At 45.1% G+C, this 12,355-nt stretch carries 12 protein-coding genes and 1 pseudogene; 10 read left to right on the plus strand and 3 right to left on the minus strand.

Annotated features, from left to right (window positions below; translation table 11 throughout):
• Position 1 precedes the first annotated feature (1 nt).
• The 3 genes from P8596_RS07155 to P8596_RS07165 are packed head-to-tail and all read left to right on the plus strand — an operon-like array spanning position 2 to position 3,064.
• Positions 2-1,027 carry a Gfo/Idh/MocA family protein gene (locus P8596_RS07155; RefSeq protein WP_279726474.1) on the plus strand — a complete coding sequence of 342 codons (1,026 nt, stop codon included), beginning with the start codon at positions 2-4 and terminating at the stop codon, positions 1,025-1,027.
• A gap of 15 nt (positions 1,028-1,042) precedes the next feature.
• Positions 1,043-2,083 (plus strand): Gfo/Idh/MocA family protein, encoded by a 1,041-nt coding sequence (locus P8596_RS07160; protein WP_279726475.1) that lies wholly within the window; start codon positions 1,043-1,045, stop codon positions 2,081-2,083.
• Between the two features lie 12 nt (positions 2,084-2,095).
• Positions 2,096-3,064, plus strand: coding sequence for a sugar phosphate isomerase/epimerase family protein (locus tag P8596_RS07165; RefSeq protein ID WP_279726476.1), 969 nt, complete (start codon positions 2,096-2,098; stop codon positions 3,062-3,064).
• Between the two features lie 74 nt (positions 3,065-3,138).
• On the opposite strand, the gene P8596_RS07170 is transcribed toward P8596_RS07165, so the two are convergent.
• Positions 3,139-3,279, minus strand: a complete 141-nt coding sequence (locus P8596_RS07170) for a hypothetical protein (protein ID WP_279726478.1) — start codon at positions 3,277-3,279, stop codon at positions 3,139-3,141.
• Positions 3,260-3,931, minus strand: coding sequence for a B3/B4 domain-containing protein (locus P8596_RS07175; RefSeq protein ID WP_279726479.1), 672 nt, complete (start codon positions 3,929-3,931; stop codon positions 3,260-3,262). Before P8596_RS07175 ends, P8596_RS07170 begins: the two co-directional genes overlap by 20 nt.
• A 99-nt stretch (positions 3,932-4,030) precedes the next feature.
• Between P8596_RS07175 and queG the strand changes: the two genes are divergently transcribed.
• The 5 genes and pseudogenes from queG (at position 4,031) to nfsA (ending at position 7,506) form a co-directional block, all read left to right on the plus strand.
• A complete protein-coding gene (gene queG, locus P8596_RS07180; protein WP_279726480.1) occupies positions 4,031-5,170 on the plus strand; it encodes a tRNA epoxyqueuosine(34) reductase QueG in 1,140 nt (379 codons plus the stop codon).
• Positions 5,171-5,255: 85 nt separating this feature from the next.
• The gene (locus tag P8596_RS07185; protein ID WP_371928750.1) at positions 5,256-6,128 is read left to right on the plus strand and encodes an amidase domain-containing protein; all 873 of its coding nucleotides are present in this window, start codon (positions 5,256-5,258) and stop codon (positions 6,126-6,128) included.
• A gap of 5 nt (positions 6,129-6,133) precedes the next feature.
• A pseudogene (locus tag P8596_RS23885) lies at positions 6,134-6,178 on the plus strand (hypothetical protein); the annotation flags it as partial.
• Between the two features lie 16 nt (positions 6,179-6,194).
• Positions 6,195-6,668 carry a tRNA (uridine(34)/cytosine(34)/5-carboxymethylaminomethyluridine(34)-2'-O)-methyltransferase TrmL gene (gene trmL, locus P8596_RS07190; RefSeq protein ID WP_060674724.1) on the plus strand — a complete coding sequence of 158 codons (474 nt, stop codon included), beginning with the start codon at positions 6,195-6,197 and terminating at the stop codon, positions 6,666-6,668.
• Positions 6,669-6,756: 88 nt separating this feature from the next.
• Complete coding sequence (gene nfsA / locus P8596_RS07195) at positions 6,757-7,506, plus strand: oxygen-insensitive NADPH nitroreductase (RefSeq protein WP_279726481.1); 750 nt, start codon at positions 6,757-6,759, stop codon at positions 7,504-7,506.
• A 53-nt stretch (positions 7,507-7,559) separates the two neighbouring features.
• Here the strand turns inward: nfsA and P8596_RS07200 are convergent, their stop codons facing one another.
• A complete protein-coding gene (locus tag P8596_RS07200) occupies positions 7,560-8,456 on the minus strand; it encodes a LysR family transcriptional regulator (protein WP_279726484.1) in 897 nt (298 codons plus the stop codon).
• A 213-nt stretch (positions 8,457-8,669) separates the two neighbouring features.
• Between P8596_RS07200 and P8596_RS07205 the strand changes: the two genes are divergently transcribed.
• The gene (locus tag P8596_RS07205; protein ID WP_279726485.1) at positions 8,670-9,962 is read left to right on the plus strand and encodes a purine/pyrimidine permease; all 1,293 of its coding nucleotides are present in this window, start codon (positions 8,670-8,672) and stop codon (positions 9,960-9,962) included.
• Between the two features lie 396 nt (positions 9,963-10,358).
• Positions 10,359-12,254, plus strand: a complete 1,896-nt coding sequence (locus tag P8596_RS07210; RefSeq protein WP_034760298.1) for a PrkA family serine protein kinase — start codon at positions 10,359-10,361, stop codon at positions 12,252-12,254.
• Positions 12,255-12,355 lie beyond the last annotated feature (101 nt).

Consider the following 12,355-nt stretch of genomic DNA (forward strand, 5'->3'; position numbering starts at 1 on the left):
CATGAAAATATTAAAAATTGGGGTCATCGGATGTGGAAGCATCGCTCAGCACCGTCACCTTCCGGAATACGCAAATAATAAAAACGTTGAAGTAGTCGCCGTATGTGACATCGTCGAGGAGCGGGCTTGGAAACTCGCCGATGCAGTAGGAGCTAAAGCCTATACCAATTATAAAGAACTGCTGGCAAATGCTGATGTGGAAGCAGTGAGCGTATGTACACCGAACTACCTGCATGCACCGATTTCCATCGATGCCTTGAACGCAGGAAAGCATGTACTATGTGAAAAGCCGATGGCGACTTCAAGCGAAGAAGCAGAAAGTATGATCGATGCCTCGGTTAAAAGCGGTAAAAAGCTGATGATCGCTCACAACCAGCGTTTTGTCCCTTCTCATCAAAAAGCGAAGCAGCTGATTGAAAACGGGGAAGTGGGCAAAATCTACAGCTTCCGTTCGGCATTCGGCCACGGCGGTCCTGAAGGCTGGAGTGCTGATGGCAAGGATAGCTGGTTCTTCAAAAAGGATGAAGCGTTCATCGGTGCCATGGGTGACCTTGGTGTTCATAAAACAGATCTTCTCCGTTACATCTTAGGGGAAGAATTTGCTGAAGTCGGCGCCTTTGTGGAAACAAGCGCAAAGGAAAATGCCGATGTGGATGATACGGCAGTATGCGTATTGAAAACAGAAAGCGGTACAATCGGTACCCTTGCAGCAAGCTGGTCTTATGTGTCCAAAGAAGACAACTCCACCATTATATATGGAGAGAAAGCGATTCTCCGTTTAGAAGATGATCCGGTAAACTCCCTTGTCGTGCAATATGCAACGGGGGAAGTAGTGAAGTATGAGCTTGGCGGCATCCAAACGAATGACGAGGGAGGACAGTCGAATTCCCGCGTGATCGATCAATTTGTACACTGCATCCTTCATGATGCAGAGCCTCTCGTACCGGGTGAAGAAGGAAAGAAATCACTTGAGGTTGTGTTGGCAGCTCTTGAATCAAGTGAAACAAAACGAATTGTAAAGCTATAAAGGGGAATGCGAGCGATGAACAAACTTCGGATGGGAGTGATCGGCGTCGGGGGGATCGCCCAGACGCGTCACATCCCTACTTTTATTAAACTATCAGATTCAGTATCGATTGAAGCGATCAGTGATATCAATCCCGTCACGGCTCAAACTGTGGCAGAAACCTTTAACATCCCGCACGTGTTCAGTGATTATCGGGACATGTTCGCGCATGTGGATGCCGTAACGGTCTGTACTCCGAATAAATTTCATGCGGAAATCACGATTGCCGCCCTCGAAGCGGGTCTGCACGTGTTTTGTGAGAAACCGATGGCCATGACTCCTGAGGAATGTGAAAGAATGATCGGTGCCGCTGAAGAATCAGGGAAGGTTCTGGCGATCGCCTATCATTATCGTTTCATGAAGGACTCTCGTGCGGCGAAGCGGGTGATCATGGAAGATGAAATCGGAGAACCGATGGTCGCCAGGGCAAGGGCGATCCGTCGCCGCAAAGTACCGGGGTGGGGAGTGTTTACCAATAAGGAGCTTCAAGGCGGAGGCAGCCTGATCGACTACGGATGTCACTTCCTCGATTTATCCCTGTGGCTTCTCGGAAATCCTACACCTGTCGAAGTGACGGGAACGACATATAACAAACTTAGTAGAATGCCTGATCAAGTGAATCAATGGGGGGATTTCGATAAAGAGACCTTTGAAGTCGATGATCACGTGACCGCTTATATCAGATTCGATAACGGGGCATCCATGCTTTTTGAAACGTCATGGTCCGCAAACGTGAAGAGTGATGAAGAAAGCATGAGCATCTCAGGGGAAACGGGGGGAGTCGATTTATTCCCGTTCCAGATGAATCAGATGAAGCACGGCATGCTTCTGAATAGTGATGCGGATTGGCTTCCCGGTGAAGACGATCCGAGTCTTCCCCAAGCACAGAACTTTATCAACAGCTGTCTCGGTTTAGAGGAATTGGTTGTGAAACCGGAGGAAGCCATGCAGGTGTCCCAAATCATAGATGCCATCTATAAAAGCAGTGAAACCGGACAAAGCATCCCATTGAAATAGGAGGAAGTATAAATGAAACTAGGCGTATTTACCGTATTATTTTCACAAAAAAACCTTGATGAAATGCTGGATTATGTAAAAGAAGCCGGACTTCACGCAGTGGAAATCGGTACGGGAGGATATCCCGGAAATGCCCACTGTGACCTGGACGCCCTTTTAGAAAGCGAAGAAAAGAGAAACGAGTACTTAGAGAAGGTAACGTCACGGGGACTTCAGATCAGTGCGTTCAGCTGTCACGGAAATCCGATCTCACCTGATGCCGTCTTTGCTGAAGAATCCCATGCTGCTCTGCAGAAAACGATCAAGCTAGCCGGATTGATGAATGTACCGGTCGTCAACTGCTTCTCCGGTACGGCAGGGGACCATGAAGGAGCCAAGCATCCGAACTGGCCGGTATCACCTTGGCCGAACGAGTACGGAGATATCCTGAAATGGCAGTGGGAAGAAAAGTTGATTCCGTATTGGAAAGAGATAGGGAAGCTAGCAGAGGATCATAATGTAAAAATCGGTCTCGAGCTCCACGGAGGGTTCCTTGTACATACTCCGTACACGTTATTGAAGCTTCGTGAAGAAACATGCGATGCAATCGGAGCCAATCTGGATCCAAGTCATCTTTGGTGGCAGGGAATCGATCCGGTTGCAGCGATCAAGATCCTTGGAAAGGAAAATGCGATCCACCATTTCCATGCGAAGGATACATATATCGACCAGGACAACGTCAACATGTACGGTCTGACAGATATGCAGCCATACGGCAGCATCCAGACAAGGGCGTGGTCCTTCCGTTCGGTTGGATGCGGGCACAGCTTGCAGGAGTGGTCGGATATGATGAGTGCCCTTCGCACATTCGGGTATGATTATGTTGTAAGCATCGAGCATGAAGATCCGATCATGTCGATTGAAGAAGGATTCGGACGTGCCGTGAAGAATCTGAAGTCGATCTTGATTGAGGAACAGCCGTCGGATATGTGGTGGGTGTAAGTTTTTGAAAGGAGAGGGTCCATGGGGCTCTCTTTTTTTTTGAAATGAAGTGTGGAGGTGCCTCGGGTTAACATTTATTGTAAAATGGCTGGATTATTTGCTGAAACGGCTGGATTCACGATAAAAACGGCCGGATTAACCCCGGCCACTGTCCACATTGGGTTGGAGTGATTCCCAGGAATCCTGGAGAATCCACTATCCACCAACCACTTCAAACGAACCTTCCCCTCCATGAATCCCGATGAACATATCCATCAATGATTTCGTCAGTTTCCCGCTTTCTTCTTTAGAAAGGGATGGCTTCAAAAAAATGATCTGTACGGCATTTTTCGTCCCTTCTCCGACGGGTGCACGGTCAGAATCTACGAATGGACTTCCGAAAGGTCCGTCCCCGTCACAGGCGACGATGAGGTTTTCCAGGGAGTTTTCCCGGCCGTTGAGCCCTGTGTAGGTTTGTCCCGTTTCCCCTACTTTTAACTCGATGTGATTTCCCTTGAGCCCCGAACAGTCGTATATGCCGATCGGCACTTCGTATTGAAGGGAGAAGAAGTTATTGAGATCGATGGCAGAGTTGATGGTCGTCAGATAATTTTGTTTTTTGACACGGCGGAAAAGGGCCTCGGCTGAATGACGGTACCGGTTGGGATCTTTTCCAGTCCTCTTGAAGATTTCCCTCCAGGCGGCAATCCCTTCCAGTTCAGTGACACTCTTATCATGAAGGTCAAAGAATATCGATTCCTGAAACAGTTGAAGTCTGCCCTTCAGCATTTGAGGAGAAGAGCCGACTTCGATATGATGGTATTGAATGAATCCGACTTTGAAATCGGGGATTTTACTCGTAATGGATGAATCTATTGTGATTTCCACTTATTTTCCCTCCACATTTGTTTTAAAATAGTTTATCATAATACACATTGCTATTTCACGAATGCTTATTTAAATAAATGCAGAAAGGAGGCAGGGGCAATGGATATAAATCAATTAAAACAGGATATCATTGCGTACAGTAAAGAGATTGGAATAGATAAGATCGGGTTTACCACGGCCGATACGTTCTCTGAAATGAAGAACCGGCTCCTTCGTCAGGAGATGCTAGGGTATCAATCCGGATTCGAGGAGAAGGATATTGAGAAGCGGGTCGATCCTTCCTTGATATTTGATCAACCGAAATCGATCATCGCGATTGCCCTTGCCTATCCTTCCAAGATGAAAAATGCCCCCCAAAGCAAGCGTGGGGAGAGACGGGGGATTTTCTGCAGGGCATCATGGGGGACGGATTATCACCATGTGCTCAGGGATCGTCTTTCAAAGCTTGAAGAGTATATTGTCTCCAGAGTCCCACAGGCGCGTTTCAAATCCATGGTGGATACGGGGGAACTTGTGGACCGGGCCGTGGCGGAGCGTGCAGGGATCGGCTGGAGCGGAAAAAATTGTTCCATCATCACACCCGAATTCGGATCATATGTGTATTTGGGGGAAATGGTGACAAATCTTCCATTTGCACCGGATACACCTATGGAGGACCAGTGCGGGACATGCAATAAATGTGTGGACGTATGCCCGACGGGGGCCCTCATGGAAGGCGGACAGCTGGATTCCCAAAAATGCATTGCGTTTTTAACTCAAACGAAGGGATTTCTTGCGGATGAGTACCGGGTGAAGCTCGGAAATCGCCTGTACGGTTGTGACACCTGTCAAACCGTTTGTCCTGAAAATAAGGGGATGGACTTTCATTTTCATGAAGAGATGGAGCCGGATCCGGAAATCGCGAAGCCACTCTTAAAGCCCCTATTAACCATCAGTAACCGTGAGTTCAAAGAGAAATACGGGCATGTATCGGGTTCCTGGAGAGGAAAGAAGCCCATACAGCGAAACGCCATCATTGCCCTCGCTCACTTTAAAGATGAGACGGCAGTAGATGAGCTTATCCATGTTATGGAAAAAGATGTGAGGCCCGTCATGCGGGGAACCTCCGCATGGGCTCTGGGGAAAATCGGCGGAGAAACAGCGGAAAAAGCACTTCTCATGCAGCAAGCGGTTGAAACGGATGAAGAAGTCATGGATGAAATACGAAAAGGTCTTAATTTAATACAGCACAAAGGATAAACTCGTCAATTCTCCTCGAGTTTATCCTTTTTTGTTTTGAACGGTTTGAGTGGAGCATATCAATTAGTGAGGAGGGGAGACGATGATTCGAAAGCTGTTAATGGAAAAAGTCCATCATGTAATCGAAGAATATACTTCTCGCAGTCAATCAGATTACGAGAGTGACAAAGTGAGAAGAAAAAAAGCATCTTGCGAGGAGCGCCACGCAGAAATCGTGAAGGTGGATGCAACCGGAAAGGTCCTCCGCATTACACAAGAAAGCAATGAGACTCAAACCATTTTATATGATGTTCATTATAAATATCTCATCAAGCAGGGGGCCCTGCTCTATTTGGAAGAGGAAGTGGAGAATCGAAGGGCGGTCTTCTACAATGATAAAATGTATGAAGATGGAGAAATCCAGATTCAACGTGAAGAGAGCGTGGAAGAAGAGGAGGGCGTCACTCATGAAGAAGAAGAAAGAGTGACGTACCGGTATGACCGACTCAGTGCCGTTCAATATGCAGAGCGGTGGTGGAACAGCTATAACCCGGCATTCAAGAAGTTCGAAAATGATTGCACGAATTATATTTCGCAATGCCTTCATGCAGGGGATGCTCCCATGCGTGGATATCCCACCAAGGGGAAGGGCTGGTGGATGCGGAATCAGAACTGGAGTTACAGCTGGACGGTGGCGAATTCCTTAAGGTGGTATATCCCTAATTCGACGATCGGTCTTCGCGGCAGGCTTGTGGATGATGCGAAAGAATTGAAGCTTGGGGACGTGATCTGCTACGACTTTGAAGGGGACGGACGTTTTGATCATACGACCATTGTGACGGGAAAGGATGCCGCGGGAGAGCCCCTCGTGAATGCCCATACCTTCAATAGCCGGATGAGATATTGGAAATACGAAGATTCCACTGCCTATACACCTAATATGAAATATCGTTTTTTTACGATCGTAGATGACCGTTAAGTCTTGTTCTATGGGGGAGAAATGGTATAATGTCACTTAGAGTTTTATGAATGAGGTGACATTAACATGGGAGTACATGTTGTATTATATCAACCAGAAATCCCTGCGAATACAGGGAATATTGCAAGAACGTGTGCAGCGACGGACACAACCCTGCACTTGATCCGACCACTTGGATTCTCGACGGACGATAAAATGTTAAAGCGCGCCGGCCTTGATTACTGGCAGTTTGTAAACATTGTTTACTATGATTCCATCGAAGAGTTCTTCGAGAAAAACGACGGCGGTGAATTTTTCTATTTAACAAAGTACGGGAAAATCCCTCACACAAACTTTGACTATAGTGTGGAAGACAAAGAATACTTCTTTATTTTCGGCAGGGAAACATCCGGACTTCCTGATGACATCATCCAGAATAATCTGGACCGGGCACTCCGCATCCCTATGAATGAAAACGTCCGCTCCTTGAACCTTTCCAACACAGCGGCTATTCTCATCTATGAAGCATTGAGACAGCGAAATTATCCGGGGCTGTTATAAAAAAGGCAGGAATGAAAATCAAATGATTTTCATTCCTTTTTTTATTTAGCTTATACTAAGAGGATAATGAGAAGGGAGAGACTACATAATGAATGAAACCATCGAAACCATCCTGAAACATCGATCCATCCGTGAATTTAAAAATGAAGCACTGACAGAGGAGCAGATCCGTACGATTGTCTCCAGTGCACAAGCTGCGAGTACATCGAGTTATATACAGGCGTATTCAATCATTGGCGTGAAGGATCCCGTGAAAAAGAAGAAGCTTGCTGAACTTGCCGGGAATCAAGGTTATGTTGAAGAAAACGGCCATTTCTTCGTATTCTGTGCTGATTTATTCCGCCATGAAAAAATAGGTGATTGGGAAGAATCAGACATCATTCCTTCTTTGGAAAGCACGGAAAAATTCATGGTGGCCCTCATTGACGCTTCCCTGGCTGCCCAGAATGCATCCATCGCGGCTGAATCAATGGGACTTGGGATCTGCTATATCGGCGGGATCAGAAATGACCTGGAATCAGTAAGTGAACTGCTGGGGCTGCCGGACCGGGTCATCCCTTTATTCGGACTCGCTGTCGGTATCCCTGAGAATCATTCGGATGTGAAGCCGAGGCTGCCGTTGGAATCGGTTTATCATGAGGATTCATACAATGTGGATGAGACCTCCATAAAGGAAGGGCTTGACCGCTATGATGAAACAATTTCAGCCTATTATCATGCCCGGACCGCAGGGAAACGATCGGATCGCTGGACCGCGCAAATGGCAAAGATGCTGTCTGGTAAGAAGCGGATGTATATGAAGGAATTTGTGGAGAAGAAGGGGTTTAATAAAAGGTAATAAAATATTCTTTTCTATATAGCCCGCAAGGATTGAATCCTTACGGGCTTTTTCTAATCCAGGTCCGGACATTCGACCTGATAATGATCAGTAACCAACCGGATGAATTCTCTTATTGTTTTAGGAAGGTAGAAGTTTTTTTTCCATACGATACCGTAGCTTGAGTAGCCCATGTCCTTAATTTGTCTTATGTGAACATCTTTGTGTCTAAATACCTCCAGTGCGCTATGAGGGACGATTGTGGAAGCGAATCCTTGATCCACCAGGTTGGCAAGGAGTATGGTGTCCGAACACTCCGCCTTAACATACGGTGTCAATCCAATCGAATGAAATGACTGAAGTATTAATTCATACAATCCCAAACGCTTTGTACTGGGAAGGATTAAAGCCTCGTGAACGATTTCTTCTAATGTATTGTGGGTGGTATCTGACCATTTTGTAATGTAATAAAATGGCTCTTCTTGGAGAATGACCTTTTCCAGATTGTCCCCTGAAAAGGGAAGCCGAATCAGGGCAGCATCTATCTCCCGTAATTCTAATAGATGAATGAGCTGTGAGGATTCATTTTGATGAATATTATAGCTGATGTGTGGAAAATTCTCCTCATACTTGGTTAAGATAGTTGGCAAATCGATATCGGATAATGTATATACTCCGATCCTCAGATTTCCTTTTTCTCCGGAACCAATTTCTTTCACTTCTGCTTCTGCTGCCTCCATTAACTTGATCATCTGATAAGAGTGCTGATAAAGGGCTTTTCCAGCCTCCGTGATCACCAGTCTTCGACCTTTTCTGTAAAATAAGCTTACACCGAGGTGCGCTTCCATTGTGCGCAATTGCTGGCTTAGGGGAGGCTGAGACATATGCAGTCGCTTGGCAGCAGCAAGTATGGTTTTCTCCTCCACAATTGCCATGAAGTAGCGCATTTGTTTAAAGTCCAGAATGGTCATCACGTCCTTTTATACAATAAATATATAATAATATAATTTAATAGATATTATTCATATAAATCAACTTTTGGTATCCTAACAGTTATCATATGAAAAGAAAAATGGTCCTGTTGTATATTCGTTTCAACATCATGGGGAGGAAAAAGAAGTGGTTATAACGCATAGTAAAAAAGGAAGTATGAAAGAGATGCTCATGGGAGCAGGAGAGGTTTTATGATCGTGAAAAGTAAAAAGCAGCATGCTGAAATCGTTACACAAAGCTTTCAATGGCTCATGTTTATGATCGGAACGTCGATTGCACTTCCGATTGTAATCGGTAATGTGTTTGGATTAGGAGAGACTGAAATATCCGGGTTAATGCAAAGGACGCTTTTCCTGGTCGCCCTCGGATCTATCCTGCAGAAAGGAATGGGACACTCCCTTCCAATTATAGAAGGACCGGCGGGATCATGGGTAAGTGTGTTTGTGGTATTGGCTGCATTTTCTAAACAAAATGGTCTTTCCCTGGATGAATCACTGTCGATCGGTATGGGATCACTTGCTTTAGCAGGAGGTTTTCTTATCTTGATGGGGCTTGTGAAAAACCGCTTATTTTACCAAAGAGTATTCCCTCCTTTGGTTTCTAGTGTTTTTTTATTTCTTCTGGCGGTTCAGCTTAGTGGCATCTTTTTCAATGGGATGATTGTGAAAGAAGAGGGGGATGTTGATTGGAAACTAACAAGTCTCGCCTTTTTTGTATTTGCCTTTATCGTGTTTTTATCCATAAGAGCCAGAGGCTTTGGAAAGCAGTTTTCACTGTTGATCGGTATCATAGTAGGATGGGGAATGTTTGCCATATTTGGTGGTGTTTCTAATCCGGCAGGAGAAAGCAGCTATCGCATACATGTACCAGAGCTCCTTTCGTGGGGGGAGCCTACGTTTAATAGTAGCATCGTAGTGGCGACGATAATGTTTTCTTTCACTTTGATCTTAAATAATATTGCAGCCGTTGATTCAATGTATGATGTGTACGATGGCAAGAAGATAGAGAAACAGGATAGTATCAGAAAAGGATTTGTCGTCGGAGGAATCAATCATTGGTTATCTTCCCTTTTCTCTGCACTCGCCATTGTGCCCTTGCCGGTAACATCGGGTTTTGTCCAAACCGCTAAACAAAAGAGTGGCCTGTCATTTCTTATAGGAGCAAGCAGTTTATTAATTATATCGTTCATTCCCCAGGTGGTGAATGTAGTGTCGACTCTTCCCGTAGCCGTCGCCAGTGCAGCGCTTTTATCAACTATCGTCAATATGTTCATCATTGCGTTGAAAAAGATGAATGCCCTTGAATTGAGGCAGCGGGAAGTGACCATTATCGGGATTTCAGTATTGAGTGGTTCTGCTCTCTTCTTTCAATCACCTGAACTTTTCGCAAATCTTCCCGGCTCGCTTCAGATTGTGATGGGGAACGGTTTGATTGTCGGGACAGTAGTGGTGATCGTGATGAATTTCATATGGCGGCAAAAATAAAAAGACTGGCCTTGGCCAGTCTTTTTAGTATGCATTAGTTGGAACCCGGTTTATCGTTATATCCAGCAGTGAAAATCGCTACTAAGAACGTTAAAGATACACCTACGATCATGACAGTACCCATGTTTTTGCAACCTCCCAGTTTACTTATTCCACAGTCTGTCTTTAGTATAGCCTATTTTCAAATTGATGTGAACGAAAGTTGGACTTTTTTTGCTGTTTTGTGAAAGTTTGAAGGTCGAAAGAGAAAGCGTTTCATATTTATGTCTCTATTCCAATGAATGAAGCGAATATCGACCGTTTGTCTTGAATTAAAATATCTTATTAACATGTTCGGGTGAACAAGCGCATAGAGTATATTAATCGTCTCTCATTAAGCGACAGGGGGAGGTCCTTATGGATATTTTAAAAAGAATTGAACATTACCGAGAAGAAGAAGAGAAACTGAAATGGGAAGGGACGTTTGCTCAGTATTTAGACCTGCTGAAAGAGAAGCCTTGGATCGGGCAGTCTGCTCATTCAAGAGTCTTTAATATGATTAAAGATGCCGGAGTCGAGGAGGTCGAGGGGAAACGGAAGTATAAATTCTTCAGCAATCAATTATTTGGCTTAGAAGAGGCGCTGGAAAGACTCGTTGAAGAATACTTTCATCCTGCTGCGAAACGATTAGACGTGAGAAAGAGGATCTTATTATTGATGGGTCCTGTAAGTGGAGGGAAATCGACACTCGTTTCCATGTTGAAACGGGGACTCGAGCAGTATTCACGGACTGAAAGAGGAGGAGTATTCTCCATTAAAGGCTGTCCGATGCATGAAGACCCGCTGCATTTGATCCCTCAGCATTTACGTGAAGATTTCTATGAAGAGTATGGCATCCGAATTGAAGGAAATCTCTCTCCGTTGAATACAATGCGTCTGGAGAAAGAATACCAGGGCCGCATTGAAGACGTCCAAGTGGAAAGAGTCTTCTTCTCTGAAGATAAACGTGTTGGAATTGGTACATTCAGTCCATCTGATCCAAAGTCACAGGATATCGCCGATTTAACAGGAAGCATCGATTTCTCGACGATTGCAGAATTCGGTTCAGAATCCGATCCGCGTGCGTACCGGTTTGATGGGGAATTAAATAAAGCGAACCGTGGTTTGATGGAATTCCAGGAAATGCTCAAATGTGATGAAAAGTTCTTATGGCACTTATTATCTCTTACCCAGGAAGGGAACTTCAAAGCAGGCCGGTTTGCCCTGATTTCTGCCGACGAGCTGATTGTGGCTCACACGAATGAAACCGAGTACCGATCCTTCATTTCGAATAAAAAGAATGAAGCCCTGCATTCACGTATCATCGTCATGCCGGTCCCGTATAATTTGAAGGTTACCCAGGAAGAGAAGATATATGAAAAAATGATCAACGAAAGTGATGTTTCGAACGTCCACGTGGCTCCTCATACATTAAGGGTCGCAGCGATGTTCACGATCCTGACACGACTGAAGGAACCGAAGCGCGGTGACATCGATTTAATCAAGAAAATGCGCCTGTACGACGGCGAAAATGTAGAAGGGTTTAACTCCGCTGACGTGGACGAAATGAAAAAGGAATATCAGGATGAAGGAATGAGCGGTATCGATCCGCGTTATGTGATCAACCGTATCTCTTCTACGATCATTCGAAAAGAAGTACCGACCATTAACGCGTTGGATGTTCTCCGGGCTTTGAAGGAAGGTCTGGACCAACATCCATCGATCACCAATGAGCTTCGGGAAAAATATCTAAATTTTATCTCCCTTGCCCGGAAAGAGTATGATGATATCGCCAAGAAAGAAGTGCAGAAAGCCTTTGTGTACTCGTATGAAGAGTCTGCGAAAACGCTTATGGATAACTATCTTGATAATGTTGAAGCCTACTGCAACAAAGCAAAGCTTCATGACCCGTTAACCGGTGAAGAAATCAATCCAGATGAAAAGCTGATGCGTTCCATAGAGGAGCAGATCGGTATCTCAGAAAATGCGAAGAAGGCATTCCGTGAAGAAATCCTGATCCGAATCTCTGCCTATGCCCGTAAAGGGAAGCGATTCGACTACAATTCCCATGATCGCCTGAGAGAAGCCATTCAGAAGAAGCTATTCGCTGACTTGAAGGACGTTGTGAAAATCACGACATCATCTAAAACGCCAGACGAACAGCAGCTGAAAAAAGTCAACGAAGTGGTTGCCCGCCTCATCGATGAACATGGCTATAACTCAACATCCGCCAATGAATTACTGCGCTATGTGGGCAGCCTGTTGAATCGTTAATAGACGTGCAATCGGGAGGTGCTTCGGCATCTTCCGATTTTTTCTGGATTGTTTAAATCTCTCATCGAAAGGGAAAAGTAGTATCCAAGAGGTGAAGAGAT

Origin of the sequence: Rossellomorea sp. DA94 (assembly GCF_029834455.1) — a bacterium.
Classification (GTDB): Bacteria; Bacillota; Bacilli; order Bacillales; family Bacillaceae_B; genus Rossellomorea; species Rossellomorea vietnamensis.